We start from the raw sequence: 19,938 nt of genomic DNA on the forward strand, positions 1-19,938 counted from the left end.
AAGCGACGCATAAATTTATATAAAGAGGAGTATATTGATATGATCCAATATTTACTGAATGCCTATGTAGGTAAAAGCATGATCGACGGCGGACTTGCCAAAGTGAAGAATGACGGACAGATGGGGGAAGAGTTTGAAAGTGAATTCAAGGTGGACAGCAACCAGATGAAGGTTGCCGGATATCTTGAGACGATCGGTTCAGCATTCCTGTTCGCTTCATTCCTGGGTAAGACATTCACCAGGATCGGGACAGTGATGATCAACACTGTACTGGGTGTGGCAATCTTCAAACACTATAAAGCAGGGCACGGTTATGAAGGCAGCAAAAATGCACTTAAATTCTTTGGTCTGAACACACTGAGCTTTGCAGAGACATTCCGCAGGAAGTAAGCGGAAACCGGTTGGATGAATGAAAATGCGCGGGGGCTTATTCTTTAAAGGGCATTAGACATGCAGATAAGGAAAAATGATTATATATATAGAAGCAGGGACCGGAAAATCCGGTCCCTGTTTTTTCGGTCATTCCGTCTTGAAACTGTACGACTTCGTCAGTTCGTTGTGGATCACAAGTTCATAATTTTCATCCCTGGCCACAGCGCCGCTCACGAGGAGATTGATCTCCTCGGTATGGAAATGATGCTGCATCAGTACCATTACGACAATGGCCGCCAGATGTATAACAAAGACAAGCAATAATGCAAGTTTGACGTTATTGTCCAGAAGTTGACTGATTGGGTTCATCGGAAAAATCGCTCCCATTTTGCAGTGAATTAAGTATGGTGATGAGTGTATCATAAGTGACTCTGTTCTCAAAAGCATACTGTGGCATTACCCGGGAAATATTTGAGAACCCCATGCGAACGCTTTCTTACTAAAGCTCTTCCGCTTCTATCTGTTTGCGCAGAGCACTGGTCTCTGCCCGCGACATTGGCTCAAGGTGGCCGTGGACATACGTGTCATAGTCTATCTGATCGACTTCATTGATGTAATGGTGGAAACGGTCGGAATCATATCCTCCGTCCAGTTTGTAGAAGTCTCCTGTGTCGGCATCACCTGCAAACAGCACTCTGTCTTCCCTGATGAAAGCGACGATGCCGTCATCTGAATGCGGGTTTGTGATGGGTGTTGCTTCCACGGTGACACCGCCCAGGTTGAAGGTGGCACTGCCATCGAATACAATGTCGGCCTGCACGACTCTGATCTCTGCGATGTCTCCGTATTCAATTTTGATATGGGTGTCACAGAATTCGCATTCTTCACCGGTGCGGAGGCGCTCAGCCATGGCTTCCTCTGTCCATTCCCATTCTGTCAGCGTGCCGAGTATACTGTCTGTCTTCTCGTGGGCAACGGTCAGCCCTGGGAACGCGTGCATCGCAAAAGTATGGTCCCAGTGCCAGTGGGTGATGAGGACAGCCTTGGGAGCAGGGAGGTCAGACGCACTGATTGCTCCAAGCATTGCCTTCAGATGGGCAGGTGAGTTGCCTGCATCAATCAGCATGCTGTAGTCCTCACCGTGGATATATCCAAGGTTCGGCCTGTCACGTTCTTCCTCAAAAGGCAGGATATGGACATGGGGAGAGATTTGAGAGAGCATATTTTTCACCACTTTTGTTTTATGTACATATTAACATACAGTGGGTAAAATATATCGTACTAAATTACTATAAATTCATTGACACATGCAGCCGTGATGATATATATTAAGCGGAACAACTTAATATTTCAGAATTTTCTTATCCAGAGAAGCGGAGGGACTGGCCCTTTGAAGCTTCGGCAGCAGACTTTTTAAGAACTGTGCCAATTCCAGTAGCGTATTGCTAGAAGATAGGAGGAAATCGGAGAATCTTATAATTCAGCCCTCTTTCTATCCATTGAAAGAGGGCTTTTTTATATCCAAAAACTTTTGACAGGAGGATTTATGATGACAAAAAAGCAGATTCACCTTAACGGATTCATCCAGAACTCGCCTTCGCCACATTCGACAGGATTATGGAAACATGACAAGGATAAGGGGACGGATCACAACAGGCTGGATTACTGGATAGATGCTGCAGAAACTCTTGAGCGCGGAAAATTTGATGCGATGTTCATAGCGGATGTGCTCGGCACATACAGCGTCTATGGTGGTACGCACGGGCCGGCTGCGAAACATGCTGTGCAGCTGCCCGCACACGATCCACTGCTCGTCATTCCTGCCATGGCTGCGGCAACAGACCATCTGGGATTCGCCCCGACGGTGTCAACTACCTATGCACAACCTTACTCATTGGCCCGTCAATTATCGACACTCGATCACCTGACGGAAGGCCGTCTGGCATGGAATGTTGTCACTTCGTATCTCGAGAGTGAAGCGGTGAATCTCGGTCTGGCTGAACGCCTGCCTAAAGAGATGCGGTATGACAGGGCGGACGAGTTTCTGAGAGTGGTCTACAGACTCTGGGAAGAGAGCTGGGATGACGGTGCAGTTTTGCATGACAGGGCGCACGATGCGTTTGCCGATCCAATGAAGGTGCATAAGATCAATCACGAAGGGAGGTTTTTCAATGTGCCCGGGCCTCACCTTGTCGAACCGTCCCCGCAGAGGACCCCGGTCATATTCCAGGCGGGCGCTTCTTCGCGCGGCCGGAATTTTGCCGCCAGGCATGCCGAGGCGGTGTTTACGAAAAACCATTCGCTCGAGGCACTGGCTTCCTATACTGAAGACCTGCGGCAACGTGTGGTTGCCCAGGGGAGGAATGCGGATGACGTGAAGGTATTCCCGATGATACTCCCGATAATCGGAGCGACGGAAGAAGCGGCTCACGCTAAATATGAGGAACTTCAGGAGAATGTGAGTTATGAAGGGACGGCAGCACTTCTCTCCGGGCACACCGGCATAGATTTTTCAGGCTACGACCCGGACCAGTATATCGAGGATATTGAGACGGAAGCCGTGCAGGGTAACCTGGATATGTATACAAAAGACCCCAACAGAAAATGGACACTCCGTGAAGCGGTCAAAAATCATGGTCTCGGCAACGGCACCGTAAAATTCATCGGCACGCCGGAAACGATTGCAGACATGATGGAAGACTGGGCAGTGCGCGGCGGAGCGGACGGCTTTAATATTGCGCAAAGCTATTCGCCGGGAACATTCCGGGAGTTCGTCGATCATGTCGTCCCCGAACTGCAGGCACGCGGCATCTACCGGACGGAATATGAAGGGAAGACGCTCCGTGAAAACATGTTCGGCCGCGGAAAGAATCTTATTGCGGAGAACCACCCGGCCAAAGCGGAAAGTACGGTTACAAAATTGACATGACGGAAAGGGGAATCATATGGAGCAGATTACGCTATATACATGGATAGGTTTTATCGCCTTCCTTCTGCTGATGCTTGTGATCGGCTACCTGAGCGCCCGCAGGATGAAGACCATCGCGGATTTTGCCACAGGTGGCGGAAAGCTGGGACCGTACGTACTCGGTCTGTCATTTGCGGCAACCTATCTGAGTGCGGCAACGTTTCTGGGCTACCCGGGATGGTCGTATGAATGGGGGTTTTCAAACCTGTGGCTGTTTCTCGCAATAATACTCGGCGGGCCGGTCGGTGTCCTGATGGTCGCGAAGAAGATCAGAAAGCTCAATACGACACAGAAATCCATATCCCTTCCCGACTGGCTGGGGGATTTCTACCAGAGTGATGTGCTGCGTGTCGGCACAGCCCTCATACTGCTGTTCAATATATTCTATATCGCCGCACAGTTCGTCGCCGGCGCCAAGATATTTGAATATCTTCTCGGCATGTCCTATACCGGCGGGCTCATCTTCATCACCGCAGTCGTCGTCGTATATGTGTTCGCAGGGGGAGCCATTGCGGACATCTACACGGATGCCATCCAGGTGGTCATCATGGCCGTTGCGGGGATTGCCGTCTTCGTATCCGGCATCGTCATCTTCTGGAAAGGCAGCATCACCGATACATTTTCGGGGATTTCAGCCAACCTTGCTGGACAGAATGAAAACCTCGTCGCCGTCTTCAATCCGGAATCACTGCATTTCTATTCCTTCGGTGCGGTCGTCGGCGCCATCACGATCCAGTGGGCATTCGCATCCGCCCCGCACTTGTTCAATAAGGTGCTCGGTCTCAGGAATGAGAAGGACCTCGGGAAAATGATAGCGACCTACGTGGCAGTCGCCACCCTGTGTGTCCTCGTATTGTTTGGCGGATTATACAGCAGGGCGGCACTTGGCGATTCCGCAGCTGCTGCCGATCTTGCGTTGATGGATTATATCATATGGGCATTTCCTGCCATTTTCGTAGCCATGTTCGGTGTGGTGATACTCGCAGCGGCAATGTCCACGACGGACGGGATCTTTGTGTCCATATCAACCGTCTTCGCCAACGACATTTTCCTGAAATTCCTGGTCAGACGCAAAATCGTGAAAGTGAGTGACGACAAAGCGCAGAAGATCGCCTTCAGGATCAGCAGGATGACAGTTCCCGTAATCGGACTTCTTGCATTTCTGCTTGTTCTTGAACCGCCGAAATATATGGGTGATGTCATGTGGATCGGCATATCCGGCATTGCAGCCGGGACGATGGGCCCGATACTGCAGGCGGTATACGCCAAAAGGAGGGCGCCGGCAAAAGCTGCCGAGCTGTCCATGTTCTGCGGCCTGGGGTCATATCTGCTGCTCTACTTCACAGGAGTGATACCGAGTACGATGACAGCAGGTGCGGTATCCACATTCATCGGCATTGCCACGATCAATATCGCCACGTGGGTCATCCGTCTGACTGACGGCAGGACCCATGCAGAGGAAGGGGGCGTATGATGTTTGTAAACGAAATGCTGACCATCTGGCTGTACGGGTCCATAGTTTCGCTTATGGTTATCAGCCTGTCACTCTGGAAGTGGTATTTTAAAGATTATTAGTATCCCATCTCAAATGGAGATGCCTCCCATCTTGTATAGTAATTTTACAACCCATATCTCCATGGAGTATGATTTCATTAACAGATGAAATGGAAGGGGAGGTAACATGAATAACCATTATGATGTAATTGTCGTCGGTGCAGGAGCGATGGGCATGGCTGCGGGATATTATCTGTCACAAAAGGGCATCGGGACACTGATGATCGATGCGTTCGATCCGCCGCATGAGAACGGGAGCCACAGCGGGGATACGCGCATCATCCGCCATGCATGCGGTGAAGGGCCCGAGTACGCGCCGCTCGGCCTGAGGTCACAGGAGCTTTGGGATGAACTGCAGGGGAAAACATCCGAATCGCTCTTCCGGAAGACGGGGGTACTGACGTTCGGCAAAAAGGGTTCTGAGTTTGTGGAGCAGGCGGTCACGTCCGGCCGCAGGTATGATATGAACATCGAAGCACTGTCGGCGGATGAGATCATGGGGCGTTGGCCCGGCATCACGCTGCCGGAGGATAATATCGGCTGCTACGAGCCTGATGCCGGGGTGCTCTTTGCCGGGAACTGCATCCGGGCGTTCCGCCGGCTTGCGCTCGAGAACGGTGCGGAACTCATGACGGATTCACCGGTGACGTCGATTGATGTCGAAACGGATTCTGTACGCATCTCAACCCGGGACGGTGTGTTCACTGCTGACAAACTCATCATCACCGCCGGCGCGTGGAATAAAAAAATACTCTCCTACCTGGACCTGGAAATAGCGATACAGCCGAGCAGGCGTGTCATCGGCTGGTTCGACTCCGAAGACCGGCTTTATGCAGCCGATAAATTCCCCGGTTTCATATGTGACATGCCGGGCGGGACATTTTACGGATTCCCGAGCATTGAGGGGACCGGCGTGAAAGTCGGCTGCTTTGATAACGGTGTGGACGGCGCGCCGGAGTATATGAACCGGGAATTCGGCGCATATGGGGAAGATGAGGCGGATCTCCGTTATTTCCTCGGTGAATATATGCCGCAGGCGAACGGGAAACTGAATGTCGGCAAAACGTGTATGTTCACCAACACACCGGATGAAGATTTTGTCATCGATCTGCACCCTGAATATGACCATATTGCGATTGCCGCCGGTTTTTCCGGACATGGCTACAAATTTTCCAGCGTGGTGGGGGAGATTCTGAGCGCACTTGTGACAAAAGGCGGAACCAGTCGGGACATCTCCTCGTTTTCAGCCGGGCGACAGGCGCTGTACCCGGATAAGAGCGGCATATGATATCCATCGGAGGCAGAGCTTTTCCATTGTGTTCCTGTGAAACACTACTGTATACTGACCTGAATGAAGATGACAGTAAAATCAGGGAGAAGGGGTATGATGGAGCTCAAGGACCTTCGGATATTCAAAAGCGTGGCTGCTGAGGGCAGCATCAGCAGGGCGGCCGCAGAACTGAATTTTGTACAATCCTATATTACAACGCGGATGAAGGCGCTGGAGGCGGAGCTTGATGCAGAGCTGCTTCTGCGTACCGCCCGGGGCACAGTGCTGAGCCCGGACGGTGAAAAACTGCTGAAACATGCTGATGGTATACTTGCTCGCGTCGATGCTCTGCACGAGGACTTTGATGACGGGTCGCAAAAAGGGAGCGTCACAGTGGGGACTGTCGAGACCATCACCAGACTCCCGGAAATATTGACGGCATACCAGCTCTGCAATCCTGAAGTAAATATATCCGTGTATACCGACGTGACAAAAAATATCACCCGCCAGATCATGAGCAGGGATATCGACTGTGCGTTTGTCGCTGATTTCACCGATCACCCGAATATCAACAAGATGGAAATACTGAGGGAGAGGCTGGTGCTGATATCGAATGCACCGGAAATTACGATGGCAGATCTAAAACAGAAACCCATGCTTGTTTTCAAAAAAGGCTGCAGCTACAGGGCGAAACTGGAAGAATGGCTGCTTGATGCGGGGATAGAGAAGACGAAGGTCAAGGAATTCGGAACGATGGAAACGATACTCGGCAGTGTAAGGGCAGGACTCGGCATAAGCCTGGTGCCGGAAGCGAGCGTTTCTGAACTCATTGAGACAGGCGCGCTCTACAGTTATGATATTCCAAAACATTACAATGACATCTCGACGGATTTCATCTGGCCCAGAGATTCCGGGAAGCGGGGAATGCTGGAAAGATTTGCTGAGACGGTACGGAAATTTAAAGATGCATGAAAATGCCTGTAATCTCCTTTTACACCAATATGTGTAAGAGGAGAATTTTTTTATTATCAGTTTAGAAATATACCTTGTGCTTTTCCGCCCAGTTTGGAATAATGGTCTAATAATTAGAAAATTGTAACAAAGAGGAAGGTGCACATGGAACACAAAAGCGCGAAGAAAGGGATATTCAATCGCTTTCTTGATGTCATTGAGCGGGTGGGTAATAAACTGCCTGACCCGATCGTACTTTTCATCATCCTGATGTTCACGATACTTGGGGCGTCTTTCATCGGCGGCATGATGAAATGGGAGGCGGTCAACCCGGCGGATGGTGAAACCATCCAGGCGGTGAACCTGCTCAATGGTGAAGGGATTGTACGTATCTTTACAGAAGCAATTACGAATTTCAGCGAATTTCCACCGCTCGGCATGGTGCTGGTCGTCATGATCGGTATCGGCATCGCCGAGAAATCAGGATACTTTGAAACGGCTATGAAACGCGCCATAGAAGTGTCTCCGCAGAAGCTCATACTGCCTGCCATCATCCTGGTCGGCATCATCGGCAATGTAGCGGGTGATGCAGCACCGATCATACTGCCGCCGCTTGCGGCGATGGTTGTGATGAAGCTCGGCTATCATCCATTCGTAGGACTGGTCATGGCGTACGCCGCCTCTCTCGGGGCATTCGCCGCGAATGTGATTCCGGGGATGACAGAGGCACTGGCGATAGCATTTACCGAGCCGGCTGCCCAGCTGATCGACCCGGAATACTCGGGTAACATATTGATGAACTACTATTTCACAGCAGTGGCTACATTCTTCCTGCTCTTCATCGTCTACTTCGTGACGAAAAAGATTACGATACCGAGGCTTGGTACATATGAAGGTGAAACTGCGGCCGACCAGGAACCGTTGAAAAAGGAGGAAATCACGGCCCTCAGATGGGCAAATATCTCAGCGGTGCTGACCTTCCTTGTTTTCATGGTATTTCTGATTCCGGAGAATGCGATTTTCCGTAATCCGGAAACGGGATCAATAATACAGGACTCCCCGTTCATGAATTCAATCATTTTCGTTCTGACGATACTCTTTTTCGTGCCTGGACTCGTCTATGGCCTGAAAGTGGGGACGATCAAGACGACAAGGGATTTCGGCAGCATGCTGGGTGATGCGATGGGCACGATGGGAAGCTATGTTGTCCTTGTGTTCTTCGCAGCCCAGATGCTGGCCTATTTCAACTGGAGTAACCTCGGTCCGATCATAGCCATAAAAGGTGCGAACGTACTTGAAGCTGTCAATGCCTCGGGGATCCCGCTGATCATCGGTTTCATACTGCTGGCCGGACTCATCAACCTGCTGATCGGCAGTGCATCGGCAAAATGGGCGATACTGGCGCCGGTCTTCGTACCGATGTTCATGCTGCTCGGTTATGATCCTGCATTTACGCAGATGCTCTACCGCATAGGTGATTCATTCACGAATCCTATTACTCCGATGCTGCCCTATCTGCCGCTGCTACTTGCGTTTGCACAGCGTTATGACAAAAATGCGGGGCTGGGCACACTGCTGTCGACGCTGCTCCCATATTCGATCGTACTCTTCTTTGCGTGGACAATCCTGCTTATCGTATGGTATCTGATCGGCATACCGCTCGGTGTCGAAGGGCCGATCTATCTGCCGGAATAATAAAATTTTGGAGGTATTATGAAAAATGAGTATAGAACAACAGATTGATAATGTGATGTCTGACGTTTTTGAATGGAGAAGGACGCTGCACAGGCATCCCGAGCTGTCATTCGAAGAGCATTGGACGAGTCAATATATCGAAGATGCGCTGAAGGAGATGGACGGCATCGAAATCAGCCGTCCGACCCCGACGAGTGTGCTGGGAATCATCAAAGGGGCGCATCCGGGGAAAAAGATCGGTCTCCGTGCGGATATCGATGCGCTTCCTGTAGAGGAAGAGCGGACGGACATTGATTTTGTGTCGGAAGTTTCCGGTAAGATGCATGCATGCGGGCATGACGGGCACACGGCGATACTGCTGGGTGCCGCGAAGATCCTGTCCGGTAATGCAGGCAGGCTGCATGGTGAAGTCTACCTTATATTCCAGCATGCCGAAGAGCTGATTCCCGGTGGTGCACAGGAGATGGTCGCAACAGGGCTGTTCGATGATCTGGATTTCATATACGGACAGCACTTGTTCACACCAGTGCCCGTGGGGAAAATCGGCATCACCAACGGGCCGGTCACTTCCAATTCGGACGGTTTCGAAATCATCATACAGGGCAGCGGCGGCCATGCATCCCAGCCTGAACTGACAGTCGATCCGGTCAATATCGGCGTGCAGATCATCAGCCAGTTCCAGGCAATCGTATCCCGCATCACATCGCCGCTCGATTCTGTCGTCATCTCGACCACGAATTTCCATGCCGGGAGCGCAAAAAATATCATTCCGGATACAGCAGAGCTGTCGGGCAGTGTCCGGACTATCAATGATGATACACGGCTGCTCGTCCGGGAAAAAATGGAGAAAGCTGTGAAAAATATCTGTGAAATGTACGGTGCGACATATGATTTCAACTTCCAGTTTGGTTATGCTGCCGTCGTGAATGATGACGGGATGACGGATAAAGTGAGGCAGATTGCGACAGAGAAGTTTGGGGACAAAGTATTTGATTTTCCGCTTGTCATGGGCGGGGAGGACTTCTCTTCGTTCTCAAGGCTTGTACCTTCGACCTATGCGATGATCGGGGTGAGAAACCCCGGGAAGGACATGGAGTATCCGCACCACCATCCGAAATTCGGCATGGACGAAGACGGATTCATCGACGGGGTGAAAATGATGGTGTACGTTGCGCTTGAAATGACGGAATGATATAAACATATTACTGTCTGCGATATTCAGGGCCATTATGCCCGCCAGGTTGTTCTTACGTTGTGCGGCTTCAGGGATGATGGATGCGCCGGCTTTCTGATCGAGTATCTGAGTGGTTTCATGACGCTCAATAAAGGGGATATCATACTGACGGGGCCCTCGTAAGCACACTCATATAAGGGAGGTCTTGGATGCCGCACTTGTATATCGAATACACGGATAACATCAAAGGGGAAGCGGATATTGCCGGTCTTCTGGAAAAGGTGAATCAGACACTGCTCGGTCACAGCGACATCATACCGGCTGCCGGACTCCGGACGCGGGCAATCCAGCTCAGCGATTATATTGTCGCTGATGGCACCGAGGATGATGCCTTCGTGCATGTCACTTTGAAGCTTGCCCCCGGCCGCACGGATGAACAGAAGAAAGCGGTATGCGATAATCTGTTCCAGACGATAAAGGGACACTTTGTGCATATTTTCGAATCGAGGTATATCGCGTTGTCCATGGAACTGTATGAGTTCCAAAACGAGACGTACAAGCACAATAATATCCACACGAGATATGAAAACTGAAAAACTCACTCCACCTCAGTGGAGTGAGTTTTTCTATGCCTTCAGCTTTCTCGGGAAGCCGGCGAGTATCGCGATGATGCCACAGATGAGAAGCATGGCCGGATAGATTGAGTAAGGGACGATGGCGACCGGTGAAATCGCCGCAATGCCCGCCGCTGCAAGCAGTTGTCCGCCGTACGGGATCAGACCCTGGAACGCTGCTGCGAAAATATCGAGCAGACTGGCGGATTTCCTCCGGTCAACGCCGTACTCATCCGCAATCTCTTTTGCAAGGGGGCCTGTGATGATGATTGAAATCGTGTTGTTGGCAGTGCTGACATCCGTCGCGCTGACCAGCGAGGCGATGCCGAATTCAGCACCTTTTCTGGAGCGGATGCGCCTTGTGATGAAATGGAGCAGATAGTCGATTCCGCCGTAATGCTGTATGAGCCCGATCATTCCGCCGATCAATATGGCGATGATGGAGATTTCCATCATGCTGGCAATGCCTTCGCCGGCAGTACCGGCAAAGGATGTGAAATTATACGAACCGTCGATGAATCCGATGATGCCGGCAAGCACCGTCCCGCCGACGAGGACAGTCAGTACATTGACGCCGCAGAGGGCGATTATGAGCACCGCCAGGTAGGGGATGACTTTAATCAGACTATATTCCATCCCTTCCCCGACATTTGTCGAGATCCCAGTCGATATGAAATAAAGGATGACAGCTGTTGCGATTGCGCCCGGGAGTATGATGAAGAAGTTCACTTTGAACTTGTCTGCCATCTTCACTTCCTGGGACTGTGTCGCAACAATCGTCGTATCGGAAATGACAGACAGGTTATCGCCGAACATGGCACCGCCGATGACCGTCGCCAGCGCAAGTGCCAGGCCGATTTCCGTCTGGTCGGAGATCCCGACCGCAATCGGGGCAAGAGCGACGACTGTGCCCGTGGAAGTCCCCATCGATATGGAGATGAAGCAGCAGATGATGAACAGACCGACGAGCAGCAGACTTCCCGGCAGCAGTGTCAGCCCGAGATTGACGGTGGAGTCCACAGCCCCCATGCCTTCGGCGACTTTTGAAAACGCTCCGGCCATAAGGAAGATGAGCACCATGAGCATGATGTTTTCCTTGCCGGCCCCCCTTGTGATGATGCCGATCTTTTCATTAAGACGGTCCTTGGGTTTGATGAGCAGCGCCGCGATGATTGCTATGACGAGTGCGACAGGAATCGGCATGGCTGTAAAGTCACCCGTAATGATGCCCGTGCCGATGAACAGCAGTACAAACACCAAGAGCGGCAGCAGCGCGACCGGATTCCCTTTGGATTGTTCAGATTTCATAATAATGCTCCTCTTTTAATGATTTTCAGGACGAAAAAAGGCCCCTTCAGATATGGAAGAGGCCACAAAAAAACTGTATCTCTTCTCATCTTTACAGCCTTTTGGCTGCTGGAATTGGCACTGGCTCACATGAGCTGTTGCCGAGGCTTCAAAGGGCCAGTCCCTCCACCTCTCTTGATAAGATCAATGTTCATTCAATATTCATTTAATTCATTTACTTTAACGCGTGAAACCTCCTGTGTCAATAGGGGTGTGCGAAACTCCACCCATATGCTATGATTTCATATGACAAAACCGGGAAGACACAGAATTATCTGATGTTTGACAAGAGATTCACATGTGAGTAGAATAGTGACATTCTAATATTTCCTGAAAAGGATGATTTCCATGTTCCGCACCATCAACATAAACATCTGGTATAGCTATCGCATGTAGACTTGTATTTACTCATCGTAAGTACAGGTCATCTTGTCTTGTACTTGCGATGGCTGAGGAATTGGAATCGGCCATCTGATCTCTTTGGATGGCACACTTTACCAGCCATCCGGACGGACCGGGTGGCTTTTTTTATTGGAATGGAAAATGACAGGTAAGGTGGTTCATACAATGAAAGAACAACAGGTACAATGGGGGTCCAGGCTCGGATTCATACTGGCTGCGGCGGGTTCGGCGGTAGGCCTCGGCGCCGTGTGGAAATTTCCATACATGGTAGCGCAGTTCGGCGGGGGCGCGTTCCTCCTGATATTCCTCATATTCACACTGCTCATCGGTCTGCCGATGCTGATGGTGGAATTCACACTCGGCCGCCTCGGCAGACGGCCGTCGATCGACACGTTCAAATTCCTGGGCGGACACCGTGCATACGGGCTGATCGGCCTGCTCGGCAATATCGCCGCCTTCATACTGCTCAGCTTCTACAGCGTAGTGGGCGGCTGGATCATGGTGTATTTTGTACTGGCGATCGGTGACATTTTCGGCATGGCGGATGTCACAGCACCCGGGCTGTTCGATGCGGTGACAGGCACGCCGTGGATGGTCATCACAGGCCAGGCCGCCTTCATGCTCATCACGGCATGGATTGTGACGGGAGGAATCGAGAAAGGGATAGAGCGTGCATCGAAAATCATGATGCCGATGCTGTTCCTGACATTCCTTCTGCTGATTGCGCGCAGCATGACACTGCCCGGTGCAATGGAGGGCGTGGAGTTCCTGCTCATGCCGGACTTCAGTGCGATTACAAGTGAAGCGGTGCTGTTCGCGCTCGGCCAGTCATTCTTCGCCCTGTCCATCGGGGCAATGGGGATGCTCACTTATGCATCCTATGTAAAAGATGATGTGAACCTTCCGCACAGTGCGGGATATATCGTCCTCACGACGATCATCATCACGATATTTGCAGGGCTCGCGGTCTTCCCGGCCGTGGCATCATTCGGCATGCAGGACGAGGCCCAGGGCCCGGGTCTCCTGTTCATCATACTGCCGAAGGTATTCGCTGAAATCGTAGGCGGTATCTGGTTCTACCTGCTGTTCATACTGCTGTTCCTCTTCGCGACGCTGACTTCATCCATTTCGATGATTGAGATCAATGTCAGCAACGTCATCAAAGGGCGTCAGGAAAAGCGGAATAAGGCCACATGGCTCTTTGCTGTGCTCATCTTCCTGTTCGGCATACCGAGCACCCTTTCCATGAGCGTGCTGTCGGATGTGGAGATCTTCTCAAGGTCCATATTCGACACCATGGACATGCTCGTATCCAACATATTCATGCCACTCGGAGCGCTGCTCGCCACACTCTTCCTCGGATGGAAAGTCGACCTCGACAGAGTCTCTGAGGCACTGAATGTGAAACAGGGATTGATATTCGGGACATGGGTGTTCATCATCAGATACCTGCTTCCTGTAATCATACTCTTCGTGTTCATAACAGCTTTGATATGATTGCTTTCTGCCGGGATAAGAATCCCGGCTTTTACTATGTGTGAAATAAAAAAAGACGCCCTTGGGCGCCTTCCTCATTCTATAAGGTTTACATCTTCTTCATGAGTTCCTTATTCTTCTCTGCAAAGACTTCGTTATGTGAAGATACCATGCCCTCAGCCAGGGCATCTTCATCGAGGAAGAGTTTTGCATGATTCGCCGCCTGGGCGGCTTCTGAGAAGCAGCCGGCGATGAGTCTGACTTTGTTGTCGTATTCGACCTGATCGCCGCATGCAAAGATGCCGGGTACCGGCGTGTCGACCATATGCTCGGTTTTCAGCATCTGATGCTCATTGAAATCGAACTGGTCTTCCATCGCTTCGAGAAAGGCGCAGTTGGAATCGTAGCCGTGGCTGACGAGGACATCATCGACTGCCACCTGGCTGCCGTCATCGAGCACGACGTATTCTATGCGGTCGCCTGCCTCGTTCGGTGTCAGGTGATCGATGCACTTGTTGAACTGTATGTCGATATCGCGGCGGTGGAGTTCCTCGGCCATCGCTTCGTGTCCGCGCATGGCGTCGCTCCGGCATATCATCGTGACGCTCGCGGCAATATTGGAAATCTCGGCTGCCCAGTCGATGGCGGTATTGCCGCCGCCCGAAATGAGCACATGCCGGTCCTTGAAGCGGGCGAAACGTTTGACTGTATAGTGGAGATTGGATATTTCGAATTTATCCGCGCCTTCGACTTTGAGACGCGTCGGGGTGAAAATGCCCCGGCCGGACGCGATGATGATGGTTTTACTGTAAAAGATACCGTTATCAGTGATAACCTCGAAATAGTCCTCATGTTTTGTGATTGTTTCACATGTTGTGGAAACAGAAATGCCGGGATTGAACGTCTTAGCCTGTTCAATCATGTCGTTCTTTATGTCCTGGGCCGGGGCGGGTGGAATGCCGCCGATGTCCCAGATGATCTTTTCCGGATATATATTGAGTTTGCCGCCAAGCTCCGGATGGTGTTCGATGATCTGGACACTCATGCCGCGGAGTCCGGCGTAGAAGCTTGCGTAAAGGCCCGCAGGGCCGCCGCCGATGATCAGCGTATCAGAAATTTTCATGCTCCATCCTCTTTTCTGTTGAAATTGGGTGGTTTCTCATTTATTATATAATCAATGATAATGATTATCAATGAGAAATATAATTTAGGAACAGGAAAGAGGCAGGAAAATGAAAAAGTACATATGGATGATTGCAACAATGATGGCTCTGATCCTCGCAGCGTGCGGCAATTCCGAGGATGCCGGGACTGAAGAGGCTTCCGGCGGGGAGCCGGAGATGGTGCCGTATACGACGGATGGCGGCGAAGAGATTGAAATTCCGAAAGACCCGCAGCGCATCGTCGTGCTGGCGTCGAGCTATTTCGGCAACCTGATGCAGCTTGATGCGAATGTGGCAGGCGTTTCAAACGATATTGAAGGCAGTGAAGTATTGAAGCCGATAGCCGAAGATGGTAATGTGGAATTGCTTGAAGTCGGCAACGTGGAGCAGGTCATGAATTTGGATCCCGACCTCATCATCACTTTCTCGACAGATGAAAATCTGGACAAGCTGAAAGAGATTGCCCCGACGATTCCGGTGGATTATGACAAGTGGAACTATCTGGATATCCATGAGGAAATGGGTCGGATAGTCGGCAAGGAAGAGGAAGCGGCTGAATGGGTTGAAGGCTTTGAGGCTGAACTTGCGGAAGACAAGAAGGCAGTAGAGGAAGCGGTTGGTGAAGACGTCACCGCAACAGTAATGGAACAATACGCAAAAGATATATATGTATATGGAACGAACTGGGGCCGCGGTACAGAGATACTGTATCAGGGTTTTGGACTTGGAGTACCGGAAGAAATTCAGAATGAAGTCGTGGAAACAGGATGGAAGAGCATATCAGCCGAAGAGATAGAAAAATATGCCGGTGACTTCATGTTCGTTGGAACCGGTGATTCCGGCGCAGATAATGCCTATAAGGATACAGAGGTATGGCAGGGTCTCGATGCAGTGGAGAACGACCGGGTGATTGAATTTGATTCGCCGACTTTCTACTACAATGACCCATATTCCCTCGAGCATCAGAAAGACTTTCTGGTCGATGCATTAACGAAATAAATCAGGCAGGTGTCTAACAATGACGAGTGTGGCGCTTAAAGATATAAAAGTGGAACTGAACGACAGAGCGATTTTACACAATATAAACATGGAACTGATGGAAGGCAGGGTGACTACGATCATCGGTCCGAACGGCTGCGGCAAGTCGACGATGCTGAAGACGATTTCCCGCATCATTTCAGCAAAAGAGGGCGGTGTCTACATCAATGACATCAACATCCGTCAGATGAAATCTAAGGAAGTCGCCAAAAAGGTCAGCATACTGTCACAGCGCAACAAGCTGCAGTATGATGTCAAAGTGGAGGATCTGGTCAGCTTCAGCAGATATCCGCATCTGAAGCGGTTCCAGAGTCTGAAGGAGCATGATATAGAGATCATCAACTGGGCGATGAGGGAAACCGGTGCGGATGAATTCCGCAAACGCATGATGAGCGAGCTTTCAGGCGGGCAGGCACAGCGTGTATGGATCAGTCTGCTGCTTGCACAGGAAGCGGATGTTTTGCTGCTCGATGAGCCGACGACCTATCTCGACATTCACCATCAGCTTGAAACATTGAATATAGTAAAAGAGCTCAATGAGCAGTCCCACCAGACGGTGGTCATGGTGCTGCATGACATCAACCATGCAATCAAGTACTCTGACAATCTTGTCGTCATGAAAGACGGGGATATCATCACCAGCGGCCACCCTGCAGAAGTCCTGACCAACGAAATCCTGAATGACGTTTTCAATATCAACGGAAAGATATCCATCGATCCCATCACTAAAAAGCCGATTCTTGCAGATTACGATCTGTTCTGTGAAACGGTGAAAGGCGTCAAATATGGATCGTAGATGGTATACACTGCCCATCATTGTGATGGGCGTTCTTATTTCTTTCATCCTTGCGATGATGTTCGGGGCAAGCAACTATGCCCCCGGTGAGGTATGGAGTGTCATAACCCGCCTTGATATGACAGACAAGACGCATCAGATCCTCTATGAAATCCGGATGCCCCGCGTACTTGCGGCGCTCGTATCAGGATTCATGATCAGCATTGCGGGTCTGGTGCTCCAGTCCGTGACGCATAATGATCTGAGTGAACCGAGCATCCTCGGCATAAATGCCGGAGCGAACCTTGCGATCATACTGGCGGCACTGCTTGTTCCGGCATTATCTTTCGTAGCCATCATGGTGAGCGGCTTTGTCGGCGGCATGCTGGTCGGCCTGGTCATCCTGTCGGTCACCCGTACACGGTCCCCGCTCCATCTGATTCTGGCAGGGGCGGGGATTTCACTGTTCCTGTATGCCATCACGGACTTCCTTGTGATTACAAATGACCTCGGGCAGTACATGACATTCTTCACCGCCGGCGGCGCCAGCGGCCAGTCCATAGGGAACCTCGTAATTGTCATTCCGCTGGCGGCCGTGCTCGTCGTCGCACTTTATATGATGGCAAAAGAACTGGATGTCCTTTTGTTCGGTGATGAAATGGCGGTCTCCCTCGGTCAGAACCGCGGACTGTACAAATGGCTGACGCTCGTCATTGCCGTCATGCTCTCAAGCATCGCTGTTGCGATGGTGGGCAACGTCGTATTCCTCGGTCTCCTGGTGCCGCACATCGTCAAGATGATATACGGCAATATGCACAAATACACAATCATCTATACCGGGCTGTTCGGCGCAATCATCTTTGCCCTGTCCGATATGTTCGCAAGGGTGTTCAATGAAGCGCCTGTCAATGCTGTCATCGCAATGATCGGTCTGCCTTTCTTCATCTACATCATCAAGAAGCGGGGTGGGCAGTATGCGTAATTCATATAAACTGGCCGCTGCGGTCATCCTGCTCATAGCTGTGGTCATTACAAGCCTTGTTACAGGTACATTCAACCTGACATTCCAGGATCTCGCGGCCCTCATGACGGGCAGCGCTGATGAGAATGTAATGACCGTCTTCTTTGATTTCAGGATGCCGAGGATCATCATCACGCTCGTCTGCGGGGCGGCGCTTGCTGTCAGCGGTCTCATACTGCAGGCGATCTCTAGGAATGCCCTGGCTGATCCTGGCATCATCGGAGTGAACGCCGGAAGCGGCTTTGGGGTGGTTTTATTCATCACCTTCATCAGCGGTTCATTGACCCAGCACCTGTACGCCCTGCCGATCATGAGTTTCGCAGGCGGGCTGCTCACGGTACTCATCATCTTCTCCCTGTCCTTCATGAGCGGGGAGTTCAAGAGCAATATCTTCATCCTGATCGGTATTGCGACCGCGATGGGTGTCACCGGTTTCGTCTATGTATTCACATCGATGTTCGATACCGAGCAGATGGAAATGCTCAACCGCTACTTCGCAGGGAATATATGGGGGGATACATGGGCCTTTGTCCTTGTCTCAGTCCCTTATATTTTGATCATACTGGTCATCGTCTACTCGAGGCTCCGTGAAATGGACATGCTCAATCTGGATGATGAGATGCTCACAGGGTTCGGCATGAATGTCAACAGGGAAAAGATCGTGCTCATCGTGCTGGCGGCGATGCTGTCGAGCCTTGCGGTCAGCGTATGCGGCGCCATCAGCTTCATCGGCCTCATCGCCCCGCACATTTCCCGAATGATGTTCGGGCATAACATGAAGCTTCTGTTCTTTGCATCGTTTGTGATGGGCGCACTGCTGCTCACCACAGCGGACCTCCTGGGCAAGCTCCTACTTGCACCGATGATCATACCGGCAGGCATCGTCGTCTCCCTGATCGGCGGACCGTACTTCGTATGGCTGCTGCTCCGGGCGGGAAAAGTCTGATAAATGATATATTCAATCTTAATAGGCAGTGGGACCTCACGGTTTCACTGCCTTTTTCGGCTTTACATCTGAAAATTCGGGTATTAGGGATAGTGGGGTGATGAGATGGGTCTTTCCATACAGTACATAACGAAAGATGACACTATAGAAAAAACGTCCCGCGGCGGGGATGTGCCGGGAGATGTGACATTCACGTGGTATGACTACAACAGTTTCGGGGATAAGGAGCAGCTGGTCGATGATTTCGGGTTTCGAGATATAAAGCTCGAAGATGAAATGGTTAAAAATTACCGGCCGGCCTATTTCAACAATGAGGATTACCAGCTCCTGATCTGCCATGTCATAGATCAGGAGACACTTGAGGCGCATGCGGTGAATATATGCGTCATGCAGGATATCATCATCACCTTTCATAACGGGGTCCTTGATGAATTCATCGATATCGCCAAAATCATAAAAAACAAACAGGACGATCTGGAAGTCGATATCGCCCTCCACATCCTGCTTGCGACAGTGGACCAATATTTTGATATCGTGCACGACATCGAAGATGAGGTTATATCTTTTGAGGAGAAGCATGCGGATGAGAAAAAGGGCAGGGATCTGACCTCGAAAATATTTGATGTGAAAAGGAAAGTGTTCCGGGTCAAACGTGTAATCATCCCGATGGAGGAATTGGCGGAGAAATTTGAGGAGCAGGATGATATTTTCAACAGCACGCAGAGCGGGGACCTTCTGGACAGGGTGAATTCCAAAATAGACAGGCAGAAGCTGATCATCCAGTTCTCAGAAGAGATGATAGATGAACTGAAGGATAATTATATATCCTATAATACCTACCGGATGAATAAGATTATCAGTGTCCTGACGCTCATTTCAGCGGTTTTTCTTCCGCTGACGCTGATTACCGGCATATACGGCATGAACTTCGAAATCATGCCGGAACTGAAATGGGATATCGGGTACTATCTCTCGTTGGCATTGATGCTGATCATCAGCGCATCCATGCTCGGATTCTTCAAATATAAAGGCTGGATGTGAATAATGGAGGCTTTTTTGAGGCGGTTTTCCAAAAACGGGCTTTTTATATGACAGTGAATTAATTGACTTTGTTTCTCAATAGCGATACGTTTGCTAAAAGGTTGTTCATATCATGACTGTTTTTTCTGACT

The 19,938-nt window shown here is 50.6% G+C and carries 18 protein-coding genes and 2 riboswitches; of the genes, 14 read left to right on the forward strand and 4 right to left on the reverse strand.

Going from position 1 to position 19,938, the window contains the following annotated elements; translation table 11 throughout:
- The first annotated feature begins 39 nt into the window (after window positions 1-39).
- A complete protein-coding gene (locus WN59_RS05200) occupies window positions 40-390 on the forward strand; it encodes a hypothetical protein (RefSeq protein ID WP_046513697.1) in 351 nt (116 codons plus the stop codon).
- 129 nt (window positions 391-519) lie between these two features.
- Here WN59_RS05200 and WN59_RS05205 read toward each other — a convergent pair whose 3' ends face one another.
- Together WN59_RS05205 and WN59_RS05210 are read right to left on the reverse strand one after the other, a co-directional pair.
- Window positions 520-741: a hypothetical protein gene (locus WN59_RS05205; RefSeq protein ID WP_046513701.1), complete on the reverse strand. Its 222-nt coding sequence runs from the start codon at window positions 739-741 to the stop codon at window positions 520-522.
- A 130-nt stretch (window positions 742-871) separates the two neighbouring features.
- On the reverse strand, window positions 872-1,594 hold the full coding sequence (locus tag WN59_RS05210) for an MBL fold metallo-hydrolase (RefSeq protein WP_046513705.1): 723 nt from the start codon (window positions 1,592-1,594) through the stop codon (window positions 872-874).
- Window positions 1,595-1,730: 136 nt separating this feature from the next.
- Window positions 1,731-1,831, forward strand: a riboswitch (SAM riboswitch).
- 90 nt (window positions 1,832-1,921) lie between these two features.
- Here WN59_RS05210 and WN59_RS05215 point away from each other — a divergent pair.
- The 7 genes from WN59_RS05215 to WN59_RS05245 all read left to right on the forward strand — a co-directional run bounded on the left by WN59_RS05215 (window position 1,922) and on the right by WN59_RS05245 (window position 10,577).
- Window positions 1,922-3,301, forward strand: a complete 1,380-nt coding sequence (locus WN59_RS05215; protein WP_046513711.1) for an LLM class flavin-dependent oxidoreductase — start codon at window positions 1,922-1,924, stop codon at window positions 3,299-3,301.
- A gap of 16 nt (window positions 3,302-3,317) precedes the next feature.
- Entirely contained in the window at window positions 3,318-4,814 is a 1,497-nt protein-coding gene (locus WN59_RS05220) for a sodium:solute symporter family protein (protein WP_046513714.1), read from the forward strand.
- A gap of 207 nt (window positions 4,815-5,021) precedes the next feature.
- Entirely contained in the window at window positions 5,022-6,182 is a 1,161-nt protein-coding gene (solA, locus tag WN59_RS05225; protein WP_046513717.1) for an N-methyl-L-tryptophan oxidase, read from the forward strand.
- Between the two features lie 96 nt (window positions 6,183-6,278).
- Window positions 6,279-7,136 (forward strand): LysR family transcriptional regulator, encoded by an 858-nt coding sequence (locus WN59_RS05230; RefSeq protein WP_231577122.1) that lies wholly within the window; start codon window positions 6,279-6,281, stop codon window positions 7,134-7,136.
- Window positions 7,137-7,280: 144 nt separating this feature from the next.
- On the forward strand, window positions 7,281-8,810 hold the full coding sequence (locus WN59_RS05235; RefSeq protein ID WP_046513721.1) for an AbgT family transporter: 1,530 nt from the start codon (window positions 7,281-7,283) through the stop codon (window positions 8,808-8,810).
- Window positions 8,811-8,835: 25 nt separating this feature from the next.
- Window positions 8,836-10,002, forward strand: coding sequence for a M20 metallopeptidase family protein (locus WN59_RS05240; protein ID WP_046513725.1), 1,167 nt, complete (start codon window positions 8,836-8,838; stop codon window positions 10,000-10,002).
- 191 nt (window positions 10,003-10,193) lie between these two features.
- On the forward strand, window positions 10,194-10,577 hold the full coding sequence (locus WN59_RS05245) for a 5-carboxymethyl-2-hydroxymuconate Delta-isomerase (protein ID WP_046513730.1): 384 nt from the start codon (window positions 10,194-10,196) through the stop codon (window positions 10,575-10,577).
- 33 nt (window positions 10,578-10,610) lie between these two features.
- Here WN59_RS05245 and WN59_RS05250 read toward each other — a convergent pair whose 3' ends face one another.
- On the reverse strand, window positions 10,611-11,906 hold the full coding sequence (locus tag WN59_RS05250; protein ID WP_046513733.1) for a Na+/H+ antiporter NhaC family protein: 1,296 nt from the start codon (window positions 11,904-11,906) through the stop codon (window positions 10,611-10,613).
- Window positions 11,907-11,988: 82 nt separating this feature from the next.
- Window positions 11,989-12,090: riboswitch (SAM riboswitch) on the reverse strand.
- 422 nt (window positions 12,091-12,512) lie between these two features.
- Between WN59_RS05250 and WN59_RS05255 the strand changes: the two genes are divergently transcribed.
- A complete protein-coding gene (locus tag WN59_RS05255) occupies window positions 12,513-13,844 on the forward strand; it encodes a sodium-dependent transporter (protein WP_046513737.1) in 1,332 nt (443 codons plus the stop codon).
- Window positions 13,845-13,932: 88 nt separating this feature from the next.
- On the opposite strand, the gene WN59_RS05260 is transcribed toward WN59_RS05255, so the two are convergent.
- A complete protein-coding gene (locus WN59_RS05260; protein WP_046513740.1) occupies window positions 13,933-14,946 on the reverse strand; it encodes an NAD(P)/FAD-dependent oxidoreductase in 1,014 nt (337 codons plus the stop codon).
- 109 nt (window positions 14,947-15,055) lie between these two features.
- Between WN59_RS05260 and WN59_RS05265 the strand changes: the two genes are divergently transcribed.
- From WN59_RS05265 to WN59_RS05285, 5 genes are all read left to right on the forward strand, one after another.
- A complete protein-coding gene (locus WN59_RS05265) occupies window positions 15,056-15,985 on the forward strand; it encodes an ABC transporter substrate-binding protein (protein ID WP_046513743.1) in 930 nt (309 codons plus the stop codon).
- Between the two features lie 19 nt (window positions 15,986-16,004).
- Window positions 16,005-16,820 carry an ABC transporter ATP-binding protein gene (locus tag WN59_RS05270; protein ID WP_046513744.1) on the forward strand — a complete coding sequence of 272 codons (816 nt, stop codon included), beginning with the start codon at window positions 16,005-16,007 and terminating at the stop codon, window positions 16,818-16,820.
- Complete coding sequence (locus WN59_RS05275; RefSeq protein WP_046513748.1) at window positions 16,810-17,781, forward strand: FecCD family ABC transporter permease; 972 nt, start codon at window positions 16,810-16,812, stop codon at window positions 17,779-17,781. Before WN59_RS05270 ends, WN59_RS05275 begins: the two co-directional genes overlap by 11 nt.
- A complete protein-coding gene (locus WN59_RS05280) occupies window positions 17,774-18,766 on the forward strand; it encodes a FecCD family ABC transporter permease (protein WP_046513751.1) in 993 nt (330 codons plus the stop codon). The genes WN59_RS05275 and WN59_RS05280 overlap by 8 nt, the downstream gene beginning before the upstream one ends.
- Window positions 18,767-18,871: 105 nt before the next feature.
- Entirely contained in the window at window positions 18,872-19,807 is a 936-nt protein-coding gene (locus WN59_RS05285) for a CorA family divalent cation transporter (RefSeq protein ID WP_046513753.1), read from the forward strand.
- Window positions 19,808-19,938 lie beyond the last annotated feature (131 nt).

The sequence above is a fragment of the Salinicoccus sediminis genome, from assembly GCF_000986795.1.
GTDB classification, from domain to species: Bacteria; Bacillota; Bacilli; order Staphylococcales; family Salinicoccaceae; genus Salinicoccus; species Salinicoccus sediminis.